The sequence below is a fragment of the Halopseudomonas xiamenensis genome (genome assembly GCF_014219065.1).
Taxonomy (GTDB): Bacteria; Pseudomonadota; Gammaproteobacteria; order Pseudomonadales; family Pseudomonadaceae; genus Halopseudomonas; species Halopseudomonas xiamenensis.
Genome location: NZ_JACLGO010000039.1, coordinates 1 through 20922 on the forward strand (window position 1 = coordinate 1; position 20922 = coordinate 20922).

Annotated in this window: 18 protein-coding genes and 1 tRNA gene; 17 read left to right on the forward strand and 2 right to left on the reverse strand. The window is 57.5% G+C overall.

Annotated features, from left to right (window positions below; genetic code table 11):
* The first annotated feature begins 138 nt into the window (after window positions 1–138).
* The 17 genes from H6X51_RS18500 to H6X51_RS18585 all read left to right on the forward strand — a co-directional run bounded on the left by H6X51_RS18500 (window position 139) and on the right by H6X51_RS18585 (window position 19253).
* Window positions 139–903: an IS6-like element IS6100 family transposase gene (locus tag H6X51_RS18500; RefSeq protein WP_001389365.1), complete on the forward strand. Its 765-nt coding sequence runs from the start codon at window positions 139–141 to the stop codon at window positions 901–903.
* Between the two features lie 896 nt (window positions 904–1799).
* On the forward strand, window positions 1800–3005 hold the full coding sequence (locus tag H6X51_RS18510; RefSeq protein ID WP_185268931.1) for a nucleotidyltransferase domain-containing protein: 1206 nt from the start codon (window positions 1800–1802) through the stop codon (window positions 3003–3005).
* Complete coding sequence (locus H6X51_RS18515; RefSeq protein WP_185268932.1) at window positions 3002–4720, forward strand: ThiF family adenylyltransferase; 1719 nt, start codon at window positions 3002–3004, stop codon at window positions 4718–4720. Before H6X51_RS18510 ends, H6X51_RS18515 begins: the two co-directional genes overlap by 4 nt.
* Entirely contained in the window at window positions 4710–5168 is a 459-nt protein-coding gene (locus tag H6X51_RS18520; RefSeq protein WP_185268933.1) for a Mov34/MPN/PAD-1 family protein, read from the forward strand. The genes H6X51_RS18515 and H6X51_RS18520 overlap by 11 nt, the downstream gene beginning before the upstream one ends.
* A gap of 2 nt (window positions 5169–5170) precedes the next feature.
* Window positions 5171–6244 carry an SAVED domain-containing protein gene (locus H6X51_RS18525; RefSeq protein WP_185268934.1) on the forward strand — a complete coding sequence of 358 codons (1074 nt, stop codon included), beginning with the start codon at window positions 5171–5173 and terminating at the stop codon, window positions 6242–6244.
* A gap of 10 nt (window positions 6245–6254) precedes the next feature.
* The gene (locus H6X51_RS18530; RefSeq protein ID WP_185268935.1) at window positions 6255–7310 is read left to right on the forward strand and encodes a S1 family peptidase; all 1056 of its coding nucleotides are present in this window, start codon (window positions 6255–6257) and stop codon (window positions 7308–7310) included.
* 645 nt (window positions 7311–7955) lie between these two features.
* Complete coding sequence (locus tag H6X51_RS18535) at window positions 7956–8207, forward strand: hypothetical protein (RefSeq protein WP_185268936.1); 252 nt, start codon at window positions 7956–7958, stop codon at window positions 8205–8207.
* Between the two features lie 108 nt (window positions 8208–8315).
* Window positions 8316–8753 carry an STY4534 family ICE replication protein gene (locus H6X51_RS18540; RefSeq protein WP_185268937.1) on the forward strand — a complete coding sequence of 146 codons (438 nt, stop codon included), beginning with the start codon at window positions 8316–8318 and terminating at the stop codon, window positions 8751–8753.
* A 148-nt stretch (window positions 8754–8901) separates the two neighbouring features.
* Entirely contained in the window at window positions 8902–9390 is a 489-nt protein-coding gene (locus H6X51_RS18545) for a JAB domain-containing protein (protein WP_185268938.1), read from the forward strand.
* Between the two features lie 90 nt (window positions 9391–9480).
* Complete coding sequence (locus tag H6X51_RS18550; protein ID WP_185268939.1) at window positions 9481–9702, forward strand: hypothetical protein; 222 nt, start codon at window positions 9481–9483, stop codon at window positions 9700–9702.
* A 103-nt stretch (window positions 9703–9805) separates the two neighbouring features.
* On the forward strand, window positions 9806–10402 hold the full coding sequence (locus H6X51_RS18555) for a DUF3275 family protein (protein ID WP_185268940.1): 597 nt from the start codon (window positions 9806–9808) through the stop codon (window positions 10400–10402).
* A gap of 152 nt (window positions 10403–10554) precedes the next feature.
* A complete protein-coding gene (locus H6X51_RS18560; RefSeq protein ID WP_185268941.1) occupies window positions 10555–10815 on the forward strand; it encodes a hypothetical protein in 261 nt (86 codons plus the stop codon).
* A gap of 88 nt (window positions 10816–10903) precedes the next feature.
* Window positions 10904–11512: a hypothetical protein gene (locus tag H6X51_RS18565; RefSeq protein ID WP_185268952.1), complete on the forward strand. Its 609-nt coding sequence runs from the start codon at window positions 10904–10906 to the stop codon at window positions 11510–11512.
* A gap of 57 nt (window positions 11513–11569) precedes the next feature.
* Complete coding sequence (locus H6X51_RS18570; RefSeq protein WP_185268942.1) at window positions 11570–13021, forward strand: DUF6094 domain-containing protein; 1452 nt, start codon at window positions 11570–11572, stop codon at window positions 13019–13021.
* A 101-nt stretch (window positions 13022–13122) separates the two neighbouring features.
* A complete protein-coding gene (locus tag H6X51_RS18575; RefSeq protein ID WP_185268943.1) occupies window positions 13123–15372 on the forward strand; it encodes a DEAD/DEAH box helicase in 2250 nt (749 codons plus the stop codon).
* A gap of 1120 nt (window positions 15373–16492) precedes the next feature.
* The gene (gene mobH, locus H6X51_RS18580) at window positions 16493–18271 is read left to right on the forward strand and encodes a MobH family relaxase (protein ID WP_185268944.1); all 1779 of its coding nucleotides are present in this window, start codon (window positions 16493–16495) and stop codon (window positions 18269–18271) included.
* Window position 18272: 1 nt separating this feature from the next.
* A complete protein-coding gene (locus H6X51_RS18585; protein ID WP_185268945.1) occupies window positions 18273–19253 on the forward strand; it encodes a tyrosine-type recombinase/integrase in 981 nt (326 codons plus the stop codon).
* 216 nt (window positions 19254–19469) lie between these two features.
* On the opposite strand, the gene H6X51_RS18590 is transcribed toward H6X51_RS18585, so the two are convergent.
* Together H6X51_RS18590 and H6X51_RS18595 are read right to left on the reverse strand one after the other, a co-directional pair.
* Window positions 19470–19545 (reverse strand) — tRNA-Asn (locus H6X51_RS18590).
* A gap of 81 nt (window positions 19546–19626) precedes the next feature.
* Window positions 19627–20832 carry an amino acid aminotransferase gene (locus tag H6X51_RS18595; RefSeq protein WP_185268946.1) on the reverse strand — a complete coding sequence of 402 codons (1206 nt, stop codon included), beginning with the start codon at window positions 20830–20832 and terminating at the stop codon, window positions 19627–19629.
* Between the last annotated feature and the right edge of the window lie 90 nt (window positions 20833–20922).

Sequence of the window (20922 nt, forward strand, 5' to 3'; positions counted from 1 at the left end):
GGTGGGACGGGCCCGTGGCTTCAAGATCACTTGCAGTCCGACCGCGATGTCTTGGTTGCGCGAGAGGTTGTCGATATGGCTCTGTTGCAAAAATCGTGAAGCTTGAGCATGCTTGGCGGAGATTGGACGGACGGAACGATGACGGATTTCAAGTGGCGCCATTTCCAGGGTGATGTGATCCTGTGGGCGGTGCGCTGGTATTGTCGCTATCCGATCAGCTATCGCGACCTTGAGGAAATGCTGGCGGAACGCGGCATTTCGGTCGACCATACGACGATCTATCGCTGGGTCCAGTGCTACGCCCCGGAGATGGAGAAGCGGCTGCGCTGGTTCTGGCGGCGTGGCTTTGATCCGAGCTGGCGCCTGGATGAAACCTACGTCAAGGTGCGGGGCAAGTGGACCTACCTGTACCGGGCAGTCGACAAGCGGGGCGACACGATCGATTTCTACCTGTCGCCGACCCGCAGCGCCAAGGCAGCGAAGCGGTTCCTGGGCAAGGCCCTGCGAGGCCTGAAGCACTGGGAAAAGCCTGCCACGCTCAATACCGACAAAGCGCCGAGCTATGGTGCAGCGATCACCGAATTGAAGCGCGAAGGAAAGCTGGACCGGGAGACGGCCCACCGGCAGGTGAAGTATCTCAATAACGTGATCGAGGCCGATCACGGAAAGCTCAAGATACTGATCAAGCCGGTGCGCGGTTTCAAATCGATCCCCACGGCCTATGCCACGATCAAGGGATTCGAAGTCATGCGAGCCCTGCGCAAAGGACAGGCTCGCCCCTGGTGCCTGCAGCCCGGCATCAGGGGCGAGGTGCGCCTTGTGGAGAGAGCTTTTGGCATTGGGCCCTCGGCGCTGACGGAGGCCATGGGCATGCTCAACCACCATTTCGCAGCAGCCGCCTGATCGGCGCAGAGCGACAGCCTACCTCTGACTGCCGCCAATCTTTGCAACAGAGCCTCCGTCGCCATGCTCACCTCGCTTTGGTGCACACGAGTATTGAGCATAGTCGAGATTGGTGCAGATCACTTCTGATATTGAACTGTCAGGAGCTGGCTGCACAACAGCCATTACGCCCAATCAACTGGTGCAGTCGTCTTCTGAAAATGACACAAATTGGCCACATGATTTCTGGCCATCTAATTTAACCAGGTTTGGATAGAAATCGGCCTCAAATACGATTTCTTCATCGCTAAAACTGCCCTTCCTGCTGTTTGATGCCAACGCTGGTCAATACAGTCAGTTTGTCGGTGAACCACGTCGGTGTTAAAGATGTTTTCCTAATATCTACCCGCCGAACTATCAGTGATGACTAGGTTGCTAACACTCAGATTGATGATCGTTCCTAGACGGTAACCCGGTGTGGCCGTATTGGAGACATTCACAGTGCGGAAAAAACACACAGGCGTGAGCGACACAGCCTGCTTGGTAGTGTTAGTTCAGAAGCTCGCGAAAATGTTCTTAGGGTGTGGTTGCTGGATTAGGGCACGCCACAATGGCAAGAGTGCCGGAAAGGGTAGTGCGCCTGATGTTACAATGATATTGTTTATGTAGCTAGGACTGCATCGAGAAATGCTTGCGGGCGGACTTTTCAGACAAACCCTAGGGTAGATGTTCCGGCCAGGAGTAGCCGGTTAGCTTACTGGCCCGTCCGACCGCTTCAGATTAGGTGTTACCGCTAAAATTTGTGGGCTGAACTACAGATGCGACCGAAAGCTGCCACTCCTGGGCGCATTAGCGGCTGGCCGGTGCATCCCAAAAAATGATTTCAGAACAATGATGGGAGTAAAGGGCAACCAACCATGCTGACGAAAACCGCCGAAGACTACCTTGCCGCACTGGCTGATGAGCTCGCTATCAGTGAGGCACGCTACGACCAAGCCAGCCGCAGCTATACCTCGCTCGGGGCATGGCTGCATCGTCCTGAGTCCACTGTCCTTGCCTACGACCCGCAGGTCTATGTGCAGGGATCATTTCGGTTAGGCACGGCAATCCGTCCGCTGAGCGAAGAGGAAGAGTACGATGTCGACTCTGTCTGCGTTCTTGGTAATCTTGGCACTGGTAATCTGACCCAAAAGCAGTTGAAGACGCTCGTTGGCGACGAGATCAAGGCGTATCGCCGGTCTCAGAATATGGTAAAACCCGTGCGAGAGGGGCGTCGCTGCTGGGTGCTCTCCTACGCCGACGGAGCGCAGTTCCACATGGACATCGTCCCGGCCGTCCCTAATGCGGCGCGGCAGCGCCTGATACTCGAAGCGCGCGGTCTCGACCTGAGATGGTCGAACACGGCAATGGTCATCACCGACATCAGGTCACCAGTCTACGAGTACATCTCGGACGATTGGCAGCGCTCAAACCCGAAAGGATACGCTGAGTGGTTCAGGCTACGGATGGGCGCGGTCTTTGAACAGCGCCGGCGCGCCCTCGCCGAGTCCATCAAGGCGAGCGTCGAGGATATCCCCGAGTATCGGATTCGCACTCCGCTCCAATCTGCTATCATGATCCTAAAGCGGCATCGCGACGGAATGTTTGTGGGCCGATACGACGAGCGTCCGATCTCGATCATCATTACCACCCTCGCTGCCCATGCCTACAATGGCGAGGAGAAAATCGCGGACGCACTCTACTCAATCTTGTCCCGCATGGACCAATTCATCGAGGTCGATGGGCATCGCTGTATTATCCGCAATCCGTCGGATCCGCTCGAGAACTTCGCCGACAAGTGGCCCGAGCACCCTGAACGGAAGCAAGCGTTTTTCGAATGGCTCGCCCAAGCCCGTCACGACTTCGGCGAGCTTGGCCGTCAAGTCGAACGTCGGCGTCTCGTCGAGAGTGTCCAGCCTCGCATGGGGGACGTCGCGGGCAGGGCAGCCTCCCGCCTCGGGCCGCTGCCTAGCAGCATGCTGCGTCCGGCGGCAACTGTCACAGTGGCTGGCACCGCAGCGTCAAGCGCGCCCGCATTTCCGAACACCCGACGTGAACCGACATCGCCCAAGGGGTTCGCATGATTTGGTGGGCCGATCTGCCCGCCAGAGCTCAAGCAGAGCGTAATGCGGTCGCCGACTTGACCGATCGCAATACATGGCTCTTAAACGTTGTGTGGCGCCTCGCGGCAAACCTACAACTCGCCGCCGACTTCGATTTTGAGATCGGTGAGAGGACCATCCCCCTGACGCTTGTCTATCCTGACTTCTTCCCCGACGCGACGCCCTCAATCCTCCCGCGCGACGGAGTTCGCCTATCCGGCCACCAATACGGTACGGCTGGGGAACTGTGCCTTGAGCATCGTCCCGACAACTGGACGCCCGATGTGACGGGTGCGATGATGATTGAGAGCGCTCACCGGTTGCTTTCCTCCGAGCAGGAAACGGGGGAGGCGGCTCCCTCCGACCATCGCACGCTCCCGGCCCAGCGGTCACGGGGCGCCATCTTGCGGTTTCTGTATTCATGCGAGGTCTGGACCGGCATATCTATGGTCGAGGTAGGACAGGCTGCAGAAGCGGAAATCCAGGAGCACAACTTCGCCGGCTTCTACGCCGCGCAGCTATCGCACATTGGCCCAGCGGACGCGCCCATCTGGACAGAGCAGAGAAAGCGGGGCCACGGCGCCTACAAGCTACGGGCAGTGATCGCTCACTTGCCCGAAGGGACGTTGAAAAAGTGCAAGACCTTCGACGAACTTAAGTTATTGCTTGAGACCCACGGGTTCGGGGCTCTCGCCACGGAGCTGTCAGTTGCGTCTGACGGGGTAGGCGTGATCCTTTTCGATGGCATCGACCTGCAAGTACCGATGGTGTTAAGGAAGGATGGATCGCCGTTGTTGATCAACTACGAAACGGTGTTTTCCGAACTTGATGGCGTGCGCCTTGATCCCGAATACGATCGGCTCGCAGCGGCGAAGATAGCAGTGGTCGGCTGCGGGTCGGTCGGATCGAAGGTGGCCGTCCATCTGGCCCGATCCGGGGTCGGCAGCTTCGTGCTGATCGACGGCGACCTGCTCAAGTCGGGTAACCTAGTCCGCAATGAACTTGACTGGCGGGCTGTCGGGATCCACAAGGCCCCAGCGCTTGCCACTAGACTTAAGGAGGTCAGCGCCGATTGCATCGTGACCACCCGAACCACCGTCATGGGCGGGCAGGAGAGCGGCGGGACGTTGTCCGCGACGATGCGCGATATTGAGGAATGCGACCTGATTATCGATGCAACCGCAGACGCGACCGTGTTCAATCTGTGCGCGGCGATCGCGCGCCGGGCGGAGAAGCCGATGTGCTGGGCCCAGGTCTTCGGTGGAGGTGCCGGCGGTATCGTCGTCCGACTCAGGCCCAAGATTGATCCCACCCCGCTTACCGCGCGACAGCGTATTGAGGGCTGGTATGCGGATCAGGGGGTGGAGTGGCCCGACGACGGCTCGTCGCAGCCTTATGCCGAGACAAACGGCGCAGGAACGCCCCTCATTGCGGACGACGCGGACGTCTCCGTTGTCGCCGCCCACTTGTCGCGCTTCGCCATCGACATCCTTGCGCGTCCGGAGGCGACGATCTTCCCATATTCAGCCTATCTCATCGGTCTGACTGAGACGTGGCTCTTCACCGCACCCTTCGACGTGCGCCCTATTGATCTTGGTGAGCGCGACGCATGGGGCGTCGATCCTGAAGCCGGCGACGCCAATGCCCTCAAGCAACTGCTGGCCGACCTGCTCCCGGGGAAGAGTGATGCGGGTTGAGATCACTGACGACGTCCGGAGCAAGTTGCGTAGCGCACTCAGAGGTGCCGGCCGACGCGAGATCGGCGGTGTCCTCATGGGTGAGCAGATCGAGCCTGGCCACTTTCGCATCGTCGATCTGTCGATCGACAAAGAGATCGGGGGACGCGCCCATTTCGTCCGCAGCCCCGAAGCTCATGCTGTGGCGCTGGACGCCTTCTTCAGGCGTACTGGTAACGAGTACCAGCGTTTCAATTATCTGGGCGAGTGGCATTCCCATCCTAGGTTTCCGGTGGTGCCGAGTGTTCAGGACGTGTCGTCGATGGTCGAGCTTGTGCATGGTGAGCGCGGCATCGACTTCGCAGTCCTTCTGATCGTTAGGTTGCATTGGTGGCGGACAATTGCCAGCTCCTGCACGCTGTTCCGCCGGAACGCCAAACCCTCATCCGTCGAAATTTTGGAGACCTGAGCTTGTTCAACCACTTCGTCCGCTCGCTCATCGACTGGGTCTTCAGGCGCCGATCTGTCGGTCTCATTCTTATAAGGATTAGCCTACCGCTACTCGGTCTGGTCCTCTTGGGCCTCACTGTCGGCGTGACTATACCCACAGCCTATGGGCCATTCGTTTTCAGTTGGGATTCGACAGGCGGTAGTTCGGCTCTGCTCAGTTGGGGTGTGTTCGTCGTGGTCACGCTCATCGTCCTGCTCGGTGCGGCCCTCATTATTCGTGATGTTCGGAGGGAGAGCCGCGAGAAGGTCATTGTTATTGAGGCCCGTGGACTGCGTGATTGGCAGGGTGAAGCGCTGGAGAAGGCGGTACCCATCTTTGTCAGAGGGCGCCGCGAGCAGATCATGGTCGATGTCCGGCAGGGCTTGGTCGACGGTCAGATCGTTAGCCCCGAGGTCGCGCTTCGCCGCCTTTCCAGCCTCCCCGACGACATCGCGCGACGCTGCGATAGCTTCGACCGCGCGGACATGTCGTTCGTTCTCGGCGGACTCGCACCGGTGCCGCTACTCTTCCTGCTCGGCGTGATCGTCGATGACGAATCCCACACGCTTATTATGGACTGGGATCGGACGCGTCACATGTGGCGTTCGCTCGACGAGGAGGATGACGGCAAGCGCTTTACTATTGCCGGTCTCGACGCCCTGGATCCGGGTACGGCGCGCGTCGCTCTCTGCGTGTCCGCATCTTACGATGTCCTTGACGCGGACGTCCGCCTAGTCGAACCAACCGCACCCATCATCAGGATGGAGTTGGAGAACCGCAGTACGGCTTCGCACTGGTCCGAGCGCAAGCAGCAGCAACTCGCGCAGCAGTTCCTCGACGTCGTAATGTCGCTAGCACGCCAAGGCGTGACGGACATTGCCCTTTTCTTAGCAGCACCAGCGAGCATTTCGCTCCGGCTTGGCACTGTCTATGACAAGCGCAATCTTCCTCAACTCGAATTGAACCAGTTCGAACAGGCTGATCCGAAGAAGTATCCGTGGGCGGTGCGGATGCCAGTTGCTGGATTGACCCAAGCTCAACTAATCCAGCGTTGAGATGGCGTCGATGGCTGAAAAGAACGCCTTCCATGAGATCTATGTGCGCGCGGCGGGAGCCGTGGCGTTCGTAGCCATCGTCGATGCCAAGGGGGACGAGGGCATTGGCTCGGCGTTCCATATCGGCAATGGGGTCTTCGTCACGGCCCGGCATGTGGTCGATGGGGTGACCATCAAGGAGGTCGCCACCACCAAGTCGGCACACCTCACCGAAGAGGCCGGCGGCAAGGTAGCTCCTCCACGTCGGCTAGAGATTGTCGATGGCCCCTATTTTGGTCTGGATGGTCTCGACGTCGCGGTCTTCCGGGTCGACCTTGGCGCGACGCCGTTGCCGGCAATCACCGTCAGCCAGCACACTGACTACTCGCTCGGAGAGAATGATCTGGTCCTCTCAGACGTTCTTGTGGTTGGCTATCCTCCGATCCCATTCACCACTGTACCCACCCAGGTTGTCACTCTGGGACAGGTCAATGCTGTGGTACGTGTGCGCCATTCTCCGGCCCTGCACTTCATCGCTTCAGTCATGGCGCGCGGCGGGTTCAGCGGAGGTGTGGCACTCGATCAGTCGGGCGTCGCGCTAGCGCTCGTGACGGAGAGTCTAGGCCAAGGCGATATGCCGGTGGAGACCGGTTATATGAGCCTGCTGTCGATCGAACCGGCGCTGGATCTTGCGGCCGAAAAGTTCGGGTTCAGCCCCCATGGCAGCTATCCCGGCCGCTATAGCGACACGCTGTTCGCGGTGAAATTTTCGCGTCCGTCTGACCGGTCGCTCAGTTCTTTCATCTATGACGCGGGCCTCTACGTCTATGATGACGATCGTGATGTGTTCGTCGAGATCGACTGTGCAGACGAGGCGCTGCTGGCCGAGGCGGTCGCGATGTTCAATGCTATTACCCCCCTGACTCGTCACGACGTAGATGGGTCTGTCCTGTACACACCCGTCGAGAATCCATCCGCCGAGCTGTTGCTAGAGGCGGGAGAGGCGGTTGCTGCGTTCATCGAGAGGTCCGGCTATAAGATGATGGCTGTTGAACGCAGTCAGTGGCAACTCAAGTCTAAGTGGTAGGCCGTGACGGGAATGACTATGGCGGCCACACAACTCCAGATCAAAGATCGGACGGACAAGGCTGACAACCGATGCAGCGTTGAGGGTGTCGCATTAATGTAGGATTTTGCATGATATTTCTCTATTTATGAGGATTTAACGCCTTTGTAAATATTGATGTTTTTTCGCTATTTACAATCGAGTAGGAGTGACTTTGCGTCTGGCACATTTGGGCAACTAGTGGCAGTAATGAATGCCCCAGCGCTTTTTGCTCATCGTATGGGAGCGTGGTGCTGTTTGTGAAGTCTGTTTGATGAAAAGCGACCATATGTCAGCGTGCCAAAGCTCCGCTAGCTGATCGGCACTATCTCTGAACATCCCGGCTACGGGAGCGCAAACATCGTAACTGATTGCGGTTGCGTTCATGTGATTGCCTTGCCCGCATCCATCTTGACAACCCGCCCTTAATCGACAACCATCATTCAGGCAAAACCGTTGTCCACGTTCGGTAAATGTGGAGCCCTTAGCGCCTTCGGGTGTGACCCCTTTGAGCGACTGCGCATTCTGAAAAGTCGACGGCACAATAGTGCTGGATGCAGCCTACACCAACCCAGACGGGACCTTCCCGTCGGGTGGGTCTTGTCCCAATCATTTAGGAGAAGACCCATGAAAGCTAGCATTGCGCTGTATCAGGCGTTGAAGTCGATTGACGTATCCGATGAACGTGCTTCTGCAGTTGTAGATGCGCTGGAGACAGAGATAGTGACCAAAGCCGATCTTGCTGACTTGGCAACCAAGGCTGACTTGCGAGCTCTTGAGAGTGAGCTGAGGTCTGACCTTAAGCTGCTCAAATGGGGTATGGGATTAACCATTGCGGTTGTCTTGATCCCAGCACGGAAGCAGTTGTTGATAATCTGAGCAGCGCTCACCTCAATCCGCTGTACCCACCTTCGCGGGGAATCCTTTCCCCTGCCGGGGTAAGTGTTTCTCCGCTTTCGCGTATCACTTTGAAACTGGAGAAAGACCATGAGCAACACTTCTACCACTGAAGCCCAATACTTCGACCTGCATACCACTGGTGTCGGCTATCTCAATCGTGTCCGTGAGGTGAAGCCCCGCAAGGGCAACTCCTTTATGGCTGTGACAGTCGGTGCTTTGAAGGGTGCTGCTGATTCAGTCGAGTACACCTACATCGACTGCAATGTCGTCGGAGAAGAAGCTGACAAGCTGATTCGCCGGTGCCAGCAGGCTGTTGAAGCCGAGAAGAAAGTCCTGGTTGGCTTTCGGATCGGCGACATCTGGCCTGACACTTTCACTTACCAGAAAGGCCCTAAGCAGGGGCAGACTGGCGTATCACTGAAAGGTCGGTTGCTTTATGTGGGTTGGATAAAGGTTGAGGGGGAAATGGTCTATCAGGCCAAGCCCTTGAGCCCAGCTCCAAGCCAGGAAGAGCAGGTCGCCTGATTTCCATATCAAACACTCCCGGCGGGAAATCTTTCCCGCTCAGGGGGATAGCCGATCTATTCCGCTTTTTATTTAAACCCTCGAGGGAGCAATCGGCCCTCTGGGGATGCTGATTCTCCCTTTCTTTTTTCTGAGCTGGAGAATCAATATGCTATTAAATCAACTACATGTGAAAAGCCCTCAAGGTCACTACTTTCCTGCATCGCTCGATCAGGCGCTTCAGGTCGTGCGGGATGGAATGAGACAAAAGTACCAAGGCGGTACCGAGTTCACTTCACCCATGCTGGTCAAGGAGTACCTATGGAGCCAGCTGGCAAGCCTGGAGCATGAGGTGTTTTCCGCCATATTCCTGGACAACCAGCACCGTCTGCTTGAGTACGTCGTATTGTTTCGCGGCACGCTAGACCAGGCATCGGTATATCCGCGGGAAGTGGTTAAGGAGGCGCTGAGGCTTAATGCAGCAGCGGTCATATTCTCTCACAACCATCCAAGTGGTAGCCCTGATCCCAGTGAGGCAGACAAATTGCTGACCAAGCACTTGAAAGAGGCGTTGAAGCTAATGGAGGTCCGGGTACTGGATCACATCATTGTGGCCGGTTCCGGCACTACATCCTTTGCAGAGCGCGGCCTACTGTGACAAGCAGGCGGCTCTTAATTTCATAGCCTAGTCGTCCCGGCGGGAGCCTTTCCCGCTGGGGAAGCTGTCGCCAGGGATATGGAGATCATAATGAACTGGATATTTAACAGTGCCCTGGATGCACGCACCGAGTATGAAAAATCCTCCCTTAAGGGTGAGCAGAATCTGGAGGCGCTATTTCAAGCGCAGCTCTGTGGTTATCACTGCTTTGCTGAGGGGGTACACGAAGTGCCTCCTTTGCTGGCCAGCCGGTCTCGTTTGAGGAATGCCTGGGCGGATGGATACCAGGTCGCTGCTGACCGTCGCGGTTAGCAGTACGCCTCAAACCTTTTTCACACCATACAGCCCTCCGGGGCTGTTTTTCCTGCGAGGATCATCCTTGCGGCGGTTGCTTGCACACGATGGAGACAAGCACATGATCAAGATTCCTGGCCAGTTGGCCATCCGTACCATCCACGGTCGAAACGGCGCGTTCAACGTTGCTCGGCTGTCCACCTCCATTGGTGAGTTCGTGGTCAAGGATCAGATCCTCGATCAGTACAGCGAAGGCAAGTACGACGGCGAGTTCGTGATCACCCAGATCAGCCCGTCCAGCTACAGCCATAGCGGTCGTACTGTCATCGAGATCCGAGCACGACTGGATGCAATGATCCTGGACGACATGGATGCGCTCTCCCAGGACGATGCCGAGCGGCTCGACCAGAAGGAAGTGGATCCTCTCGAAGAAGATGTGGCGGCTGCACCGAAAACCCCAGCGGCTCCAGCAGTTGACGCTGGCGATGCACCTTTCGGTATGGCGCAGCCGGAGCCTGCTCCCTCTGCTTCACACGCAAGCCTGACTCCTAATGAGGATGAAGTGCTGTTCGGCACGCTTTGGCCACTGGGTGACAGCGTGAAGCTTGACCCCACGGTGGATCGGCAACGGATGCGTGCGCAATGTGCTCGACTTGGTCAACTGGGCTACCAGTTGAACTTCAAACAGCAGGTATGGGAACGCGCCCAAGCTGCTTGATCGTCTGCGATATCTACCTTTTCCACAACCCTGCCGGGGCTTCCCGTCAGGGACTCCGGCCACTACATGAGGATGTACACCATGAGCTGGCTTTTCCCCATAGTCGTTCCGAGATGCCTAAGCGCATGGCCATGGCATGAAAGGAAGTGGTGATGAACACTACATTGCCGTCTCTTTCCGACGACCTACTGCGTTTGGTCGAGGACCAGCTTGCAAACAACGAGTGGGCTCCGGGCGAGGAGTTGGTGGCGTACTTCGTTGAGGCAGGTTTGACCGAGGAGCAGGCACGCGAGGCCATTAGCTATCGCAACCGCTACCTGGTCAACCTGTACCGCGAAGGGTTCACGCCGATCCGTAATCCCGGCGTCGTACTTCGATACAACCCACATAGACGTGACTTCGAGCCCGAATAACGGGCTCTTCCTTCTAACTCACGGGGGCAGTACCTGCCCCTGCGGGCGGATCTGCCTCCTCATTTTTCGAGGACATATCATGCCTGCATTGCCAACTCACCCGACCCTGTACCGCATCGACGAATGCAGCGACCTCATGGCCGATGCCTGCGTCTGCGATGAACAGCGCAACCTGGTGTTTCTGTCTGTCTGGGGCCGGGATACGGCCATTCAGGAGTTCCTGGCCAGGCTGACACTAGGCAGGGAAGAGCAGGGGCTGGACCAGTTCCACATCGCCGTGGATGGTCGAAGCCTTCCGGTCTTTCCCCGCGTCGACATGCTGGAAAAGCGCACCACCCGCCAGATGCGCGGGACGCTGTTCGGCAGCCTGTTACACCTGTGGCTGTTCGACAGCCGCTGTGTTACGCCCGACCGGGCCAATCACTTCGCCTATGCCTTGATCGAGGCTGATGCGAATCCTCAATACAGGCTGTGGCCTCTGGTCATGGACACCTGTCCTTTGCCGCTGCTTCAACACTGGCGTGAGCCGGTAATGGAGCTGCTGGTGCAGCAGGAAATGCTACAGCGCTTGCCGGGCTCGACAGGCCCTGTGACCGCTTGGAGCCTGTCCTTGCAACTGGATCGGCTTGAAGCCGAACTGGGCCAGCTCATTCGCCAGAATGTCCTGGACACCTCTTCCGACCAGGCCTGCGCCTGACTTTCCCATCCGCTGAGCGGCTTTGCCGCTCTACCTTGAACCACAATGGAGGCTTTCATGGCTCTGATGTTTCCGCGTCTGGCGCGCAACTTTGCCCGCAATGGCTACTATCCCACCGACGAAGCGACCCTGGAGCGCACGCTGCAAGCGCTGGCACCCTCACCAGGACGCATGCGTATCATCGACACCTGCGCCGGCGAAGGCGTTGCCCTGGCCGAAGCTGCCCATGTCCTCGGGCGTGAGAACGTCGAGGCCTGCGCGGTGGAATATGACCGCGAACGTGCCGGCCATGCCCGTGGCCTGCTGGATCGAGTGCTGCACAGCGACCTGATGGATACCCTGATCAGCAGGCAGTCGTTCGGGCTGCTCTGGCTCAACCCGCCCTACGGTGACCTGGTGGCCGACCACTCGGGTGCCTCGGTGTACCAGGGGAAGGGGAGAAAGCGACTCGAAAAGCTGTTCTACCAGCGCTCATTGCCACTGCTGCAGTATGGCGGCGTCCTGGTCTTCATCATTCCGCACTATGTGCTCGATGACGAGCTGTGCGGCTGGCTGTGTAATCATTTCACTGATCTGCGGATCTACGCGGCCGCCGATGCCACCTTCAAGCAGGTGGTGATATTCGGCATCCGTGTCCGCCGGCAGGATCTGGCCAAACCTCGGGATGTTGCCGTGGTGCGTGACCGTCTCAAGGCGGTGGCGGCAGACCTGCAAGCAGCTGAAGAACTTCCAACCAGTTGGCCCTGGGAGCCCTATCCGGTGCTGCCGGCAGTCAACGAGCTGGAGCACTTCTATCGGGTCAGCCTGGAGCCGGAGCAGTTTGCTGAGGAAATACGGCGTCTGCGAGGCTTCTGGCCGGACTTCACGCTGCACTTCGGTCAGTCCGGCATTCAGCCCAGGCCGCCGGTGAGGGCTTTGTCGAACTGGCATCTGGCGTTGGCCCTTGCGGCCGGCGCCATTTCCGGTGTGGTGAAGTCCAAGAGCGGGCGTGTCCTGGTACTCAAGGGTGATACCTACAAGGACAAGGTGCGCAAGACCGAGTTCACCGAGGATGCCGACGGCAATGTCTCCGAAGTGAGGATCCTGACAGACCGTTTCATACCCATCATCCGGGCATGGGACATGACGCCCGGTTCTCCTGATCGGGGGCGGGTACTGACGATCAGCTCATCACCGAGCGAGTCGTCAGCAGCAACCGCAGAGAGCGAGACGGAACGTGGTCCTGTACCTGGCCTGTTGTTTGAAACAGGCCGCCTGGTCATGACGCGCGCCGTCAGCGACCTGGTCGAGCGCGGTGTGCTCGATCCATCCCTTTATCTCAGGCGACATCTCGCCGGTGATTGGGGGGAGCTGTGCGACGAAGACAAGCACACCAATCAGCAGGCGCTGCGCCATGGTGATCGGTTGTTTTCAAGCTATGACCTGAGCATCGACGATGAGCCCCGGCTCTGGATCATCACAGAGGCTGACCGGAGCGTGACCACGCTGCTGTTGCCATCTGACTACTAACTCCCAGCGCCGCCAGGCGTTACCTCAAACCACCCGCAGGGTATGCCTATACCCGCTGGGGTGTCGCGCGTGCCCTGCTTCATTCCATACGGAGAAGCATCATGAGCGACCTGACCCAAGACCTTTCGGCCCCTCTTTCCCCACTGACCATCGGCCTGACCGACTTCATCGACGAATTCGGCGATGAGCTGCTGGACTCCCTCAATCGCTCCAACCCACCTGTCTATGCCGGCAACGCCCACCCGCGTCGCCAAGCCGTCATGGGCTCCCTCAAACGTAGCCCTTTCCCCGCCCAGGCAGAGGTGGTGCAGGCCATTACTGCGTTGCTGCTGGATCGCAACGAGCAGGCCGGCATCATCAATGCCGAGATGGGGACGGGCAAAACCATGATGGCCATCGCCACGGCGGCAGTCATGCATGATGCCGGCTACCGGCGAACCCTGGTCATCTCGCCACCGCACCTGGTCTACAAGTGGCGGCGCGAGATCCTCGAAACCATCCCGGACGCCCGCGTATGGGTGCTCAACGGCCCGGATACCCTGGTCAAGCTGCTGAAGCTGCGCGACCAGCTGGGCGAGCCCTACGATGGACGCCAGGAGTTCTTCATCCTCGGCCGAGTGCGTATGCGCATGGGCTTTCATTGGCGGCTGGCCTGCTGGCAACGGCGCGCCGCCGGCGGACAGCGCTTGGCCGGCTGTCCTGACTGTGGTCGCCTCCTCGAGGACCAGGACGGCAACTTTGTCACGGTCGAGGCATTTCAGCATGAGGGCCGGCGCCGCTGTTGCCCACACTGCCATGCGGCGCTGTGGACCTTGATGCGTCCCGGGATATCGGCGAGTGGTGACCGGCGATCGGCAATTCTGAAGTCGATGTGCCGGATACCGACCATCGGCCCGGTGCGGGCTGAGCGGTTGCTCGGGGACTTCGGTGAGGACTTTCTCGCCTCGATGCTGGGCGACAACGTCAGCGAGTTCATCAACCTGATGGATGCCAAGGGCAACTTCATCTTCAGCGATCGTCAGGCCAGGCGTATGGAGCGCGCCATGGCCAACATCGAGTTCGGCTTCGGTGAAGGTGGCTACCAGCCAACGGAGTTCACCAAGCGCTACCTGCCTGATGGGTTCTTCGACCTACTGATCGTCGATGAGGGGCATGAGTACAAGAACGCCGGCTCTGCCCAGGGCCAGGCCATGGGTGTGCTGGCAGCGAAGGCACGCAAGACCCTGCTGCTGACCGGCACCCTGATGGGCGGTTATGCCGATGACTTGTACTACCTGCTGTTCCGGATACTCACCCGGCGGATGATCGAGGACGGCTACCGTCCAAACGCCCGTGGCAGCATGGCCCCCGCGGCCATGTCGTTCATGCGCGATCATGGGGTGTTGAAGGACATCTACACCGAGCGGGACAGCGAGTCGCACAAGACGGCCAGGGGCAAGAAGCTCTCGGTACGCACGGTGAAGGCCCCGGGCTTCGGCCCGAAAGGCATTCATCGGTATGTACTGCCGTTCACCGTGTTCCTGAAACTCAAGGACATCGGCGGCAATGTGCTGCCGGCCTACCAGGAGGAGTTCGTCGACGTGGCCATGGAGACTGAGCAGGCCTCGGCCTATCAGAAACTGGCTGGCACCTTGACCCAGGCGCTACGCCAGGCCCTGGCCCGGCGGGATACCACCTTGCTCGGTGTGGTACTCAACGTGCTGCTGGCGTGGCCGGACTGCTGTTTTCGTCCGGAGGTCGTCAAGCATCCGCGTACACGGGATACGTTGGCCCTGGTGCCGACGATATTCGGTGATGGGGAACTGATGCCCAAGGAGCAGGCGCTGGTGGATCTGTGTGTGGAGGAGAAAGCCAAGGGTCGGAAGGTCTTGGCATACACCGTCTACAGCGGGAAACGCGACACAACCTCCAGGTTGAAGCGCGTTCTCGAGCAGGCTGGGTTGAAGGTGGCGGTACTGAGGGCCACGGTAGACACGTCCAGGCGAGAGGATTGGATTCTCGATCAGGTCGACCGGTGCATCGACGTATTGATCACCAACCCCGAACTGGTGAAGACAGGTCTGGATCTGCTCGATTTTCCGACCATTGCCTTTCTGCAGACGGGTTACAACGTCTACACACTGCAACAGGCCGCTAGGCGCTCATGGCGGATAGGCCAGAAGCATCCGGTACGGGTGGTGTTCTTCGGCTATGTAGGCACCTCGCAGATTACCTGCCTGGAGCTGATGGCCAAGAAGATTGCCGTGGCGCAAAGCACGTCGGGAGACGTGCCGGAGTCAGGTCTTGACTCGCTGAACCAGGATGGTGATTCGGTTGAGATGGCGCTGGCCAGGCAGTTGATTGCGGCTTAAAAGAGGTAAAAAGAAACCCCGGTGTGAAGCTATCAGGCTTCGCACCGGGGTTTTTGTTTTGTAGAAAAAGTCAGTGCTGATTGATCGGCTTACGCCGTGGAGTCTCGGTGCCGTATTTTTTATCGAGATGGCCAGCAACGAACCAGCCTATCACGGTAGCAATCGTTAGAGTGCCTACGACAAAAGCGGTGAGCGAGTACATAGTAAAGGTCATCACTTTTCTCCGTATTCGGCAGTTGGGGGAATTGCTTTTGTCAATTCTATCACAAGGGACAGAAGCTGAAATGTAACCCCGACGACTGCGCTGAACGAGATGAGTGTGGGGCTCCCGTCGGTAATGACACCGACGGCTGCCACAGCAACGAGGCTGCACCCAACTCCCATGAGCCAGTGATACAGCCATTCCAGTAATGCTTTTCTGAACACCTGGTTCTCCTCTGATGTTATCTGATGAGGAGCCCCTGATGGGCGCTCGCCCATCAGGGAAGGTTTGATCAGCGGCCCTATCACTCAGAGGTAATAGGGCCGTTGTTTAGATAAGGGGAGCAAGCGGGCCTAGAGGGCGTGGCGAGACGACCATTTTGCGTTCGCGCCACTGATCGAGATCCACTCTTTTGACGCGCTCGAGGGCTGGGCGATCGTACTCGCTCCAGTCGCGTTCACGTCGCGTTAACGGACTGACGCAACGGCTCTTGGCTATGCTGATAAGGCCTTCGATGCTAGTAATCAGTTGGGACATTATGGTTCTCCAATTTCGAATAGGTATGCGAATGCGGAGAACACTTCCCCTGCAGGGAAAGGATTCCCCGCATGGGTGGGTACACAGAATGCCGAGCACTGCCCGACGGGACAGGCCCGTCTGGGTTGGTTGAGGGAGCATTCGGCACGGTTATGCCGTCGACTTTTCAGAATGCGCAGTCGCTCAAAGGGTTGCATCCGAAGATGCTAAAGGCTCCACATTTACCGAACGTGGACAACGGTTACGCCTCTCGATAATCAAATTCTTGCCGATCCCTGTCAAGCCTTCATCAAAATGCCGCGAAACCAATAACTCATTTTCCCTATGCCGAGCTGACGAGCTGGGGTGTAGTCCGCTGTCAGATAGGAGGTTGGGGGTCGCATGGCAATAGCAATTGTGAGTGTCTTCAAGCGTCTGGTTTCTAGGGAGGAGAAGCCGGCTGATGACTTGGAGAGCAGTGACGGCTGGTTGCCCGTGCAAACAGGGGCGCAGCTGCTGGAGACACCGTACCGGCAAGGTTTGCTGCAGGTTCTGTATGAGCTGTGCTCAATTCCAAGAGATACCTTCGATATCTACGTTAAAGCCCCTGTTGAGCGATATGCTGAGCTGGTCCAGCTTTTACCTGCCTCGGAAACCCATCACCACTCCTATCCCGGTGGAATGCTCGATCACGGCCTGGAAATCATGTGTTATGCGCTGCGCATCCGGCGCAAACACCTGTTACCGCCTGGAGCGCGACCAGAAGACCAGGTATCGGTAGGCGAGCTATGGAGTATGGGGGTTCTGTATGCGGCTCTGTTGCATGACGCGGCCAAGGCGCTTGTCGATGTTGAGATTCAGCTCCAGGACGGCTCACAGTGGCTTCTATGGAATGGCGTCATACCAAGTGCTTATCGGGTTCGGTACCGCCCTGGTCGAGACTACCGACTGCACGAAGCGGCAGGTGCGCTGATGTGTAGAAAGGTTCTGGGTGGAGCAGTTCTGGATTGGTTGTATAGCGATGCAACGCTGTTTGGCCTGGTCTTGTATACCATTTCCGGGCACATGGAGCGGGCCGGTATTGTAGGTGAGATTGTCCACCAGGCTGATAAATCCAGTGTCAGCAAGGCGATGGGAGGAGATTTACGCCGACTGGACACGGCGCCGAAGCAATCCTTGCAGAGCAAGCTAGTCAGTGGCCTACGGCACCTAGTGCGAGGCGGTACCTTGCCGCTTAATGGCACCAAGGGCTCCGCAGTGTTTTTGTCAGAGGATGCTGTGTGGTTTGTCACTCCTACAGTGCCCCGTCAACTCAAGGCTTATCTCTTGGAGCAGGGCATACCAGGTGTTCCAGCCGACGAAAGCAGACTGTATGACGAGATGTTGGCCCACGGACTGATCATGCCCAACCCAGAAGGGTTGGCTGTATGGTCTGGTTGTACAGTCCGGGTGGGAGACTGGAGTACCGCAAAGCTGCATTTGCTGAAAGCGACTCCTTCGCTGATTTGGAGTTCAGAGGATGAAAGACCAGAGGCAAAAGCGATTGTGACCACTCCTCCGGCGGCCCTTAAAGAGGAAGCATCTGATGTAGTGGAGGCAGACAACACAACGGTGCCAATCGCACAGAAGCCGGAGCTGGTCGATGAAAACTGTTTTGACTCAGTAGATGAAGACTTTGAGGGCCGCATTCTATTTCCAGAAACTAGTCCCTCAGTTACATTCAGTAATGAAGACATCGTTACGTCCACTGAACAACCGCCTGGTGAGCAACATCAAGTAATTCCTGATAATCCGAGCGTTGAGACGCAGTTGGATCCCGGTGAAGAGTTCGTCAATTGGGTTAAAGATGGATTGCGATCAAAGCGGCTCGGCGTCAACCATGCTAAGGCCTATGTGCATGCGGTGGCCGGAACCTGGTTTTTGGTAAGCCCAAACATCTTCAAGAAATTCTGCATTGAGCGGTACGGTGCAGATGATGCTTGGGAGCAAGTGCAAGGACGATTCCAGAAGAAGAAGCTGCATCTCCGATCGGGAAAAGATAAGCGGAATATCGTGAGCGTGTCTGTCAGGGGGCCTACGGGTAAAACCAGCAAGCTCAAAGGTTTTCTCCTGACGGAGCCAGAAGTGCTGGGGCGGCCGCCAGCAGACAATATCTATCTCAATCTGAACAAGGAGCCCTAACGTGCAGAGTCTCACGGTTAATGAACTTATGACTGAGTTGTTTATTGAGCGTTGGTCATCGCCGGATACGCAGTCCAGTTATGAGGTCAGTGTGCGAGCCTTGCAGAGATATATGGGAACGGATTACCTCAGTGAAGTGACACAGGATATGGTGTTTGCTTGGAGGTTGGCAGTGGTAAGGCGTCCTGGGGAAAGCGAAGATGAAGGCATAAGTCCGGTGAGCTGGAATAACTACATCCGGCATTTGAAGTCTCTGTACAATTTTGGTTTAAGTCGTGGGAACATTCCTGAAAGTGTTAATCCATTTGTAGGGGTTGGACTAAAAGAGCCGAAGACAAAATCAAAAACTTTGCCCAAAGGGGGGATTGGAAAAATACGCACACTACTGAAGGGGTATATCCAGGCGGAGGAATCTGGACAGTATGGTAAAGCGTATATCCATCCTGCATGGTTTTGGCTTACCGTGACTGAAATGCTCTATCACACGGGCATCAGACGCAGGCAGCTGTTGTTTATCAGGATATGTGACATCGATCTGAAACAAGAGCGATTCAGCTGCCTGGCCGCAGGAGCAAAGAATTTGTCGGAAAATCCCTTACCGCTGCATCACGATCTCATACCGCTGCTAGAGCGGCTGATTAGAGAGTCTCTTCGTCGTGGAGCCAAACGTACGGATCAGCTTTTCAATGTAAACAGGTTCAGTGTGCGGCACAGAAGACAAACGATGGATGCCAACCAGCTTGGGACTTTTTTCAAGCGCGTGTCATCCAGGTTAGGGATGAAGATTTCTCCTCACCGCTGTCGACACAGTTTTGCAACGGAATTGATGATAGGGGAGAGGGCAGATATCCACCTGACACAGCGTCTAATGTGTCATCTGGATATCAGATCCACGATGATCTATGTGGATGTTCCTATCAGTCGGCTGAAAAATTATCTGCTTCAGCGCGATTCCAGTCAGGATGAGATGAGACGTTACTGAGATCGGACGGGTAAGGCGGCACCGCTGCTTTACCCACAGCACATAATGACTAAGCGCTTGACATTCTGTGCCTGGCGTTTAATCTCTCGGTAGCAACACCGTGGTTACTTGTGGTTTATGCTGTATGAAGCCTTCCCACTGCAGCTGTGGTTCACAACCTGGCTGTGGCAGTCTAAGGCACTATCGACAGCAGTGTGCGCTGTCGATAATCGGAATTGGCTCCGCGACCTGGACTCGAACCAGGGACCCAATGATTAACAGTCATTTGCTCTACCGACTGAGCTATCGCGGATTAGATGTGCGCACTTTACCAAAAAAACTTTCCAAGTCAACACCTTGTGCCGGTTTTCGATGAAAGTGCGCGATGCGATCTTCAGCCCTCGAGCATGACCTTAGCCATGGCGTTGGCGACCAGATCGATATTCCTGTGGTTGAGTGCGGCAACGCAGATGCGGCCGCTGCCGACGGCGTAGATCGCCGACTCCGTGGCCAGGCGCTCGACCTGCTCACGGGTCAGGCCGGAGTAGGAGAACATACCCCGCTGCTGCTCGATGAAGCTGACATCCTGCTGCACGCCGGCGGCACGCAGCTTTTCCGCCAGGGCCTGGCGCATGTGCTTGATGCGTACGCGCATTTCCGCGAGTTCTTCGACCCACATGGCATGCAGGTCAGCGCTGTTCAGTACGGCAGCCACCACTTTCGCGCCATGGGTCGGCGGGTTGGAGTAGTTGGTGCGGATAACGCGCTTGAGCTGGGACAGTACCCGCTCGCCTTCCTCTGGGGTGGCGGTGACCAGGGTCAGGGCACCGACCCGTTCGCCATACAGCGAGAAGGACTTGGAGAAGGAGCTGGCGATCAGGCAGGGCAGGTCCGCCTCGGCGAACAGGCGCACCGCCAGGGCATCCTCTTCCAGGTTGTCACCGAAGCCCTGGTAGGCGATATCGAGGAAGGGGACGTGGCCGCGCTTGCGCACCACCTCGATCACCTGCTGCCACTGCTCGGCATTCAGATCGACCCCAGTGGGGTTGTGGCAGCAAGCGTGCAGCAGCACCACGCTACCTTCGGGCAGGGCGTCGATGCCCTGCAGCATGCCCTGCAGGTTCAGGCCGTGGGTGGCCGGATCGTAGTAGGGGTAGGTGACGACTTCATAGCCGGCGGTCTCGAACAGCGAACGGTGGTTTTCCCAGCTCGGGTCGCTGATCGCGACCAGGCGCTTGCCGGCGAGGCGATAGAGGAAATCCGCGCCCAGCTTCAGCGCACCGGTGCCGCCCAGGGACTGGGCCGTGACCAGACGGCCTGAGGTCAGCAGCGGAGAGTCTGTGCCCAACAGCAGTTTCTGTACCGCCAGATCGTAAGGCGCCAGGCCTTCCATGGGCAGGTAGGTGCGCGGTGCGTATTCGGCGACGCGGGCTTCCTCGGCGGCCTGTACTGCGCGCAGCAGGGGAACCTTGCCGTTTTCGTCGTAATAGACGCCAACGCCCAGATTGACTTTTTCTGCACGGGGATCGGCATTGAAGGCTTCGTTCAGGCCAAGAATGGGATCGCGTGGCGCCATTTCAACGGGGGAAAACAGACTCATGATATGGGCAGACTCGAAACAGGTGAATGAAGTTGTCGGGCTGTGCCGCAGGCGGCCGGATATCATAACAGAGACCAGTGCCGGGGTGCG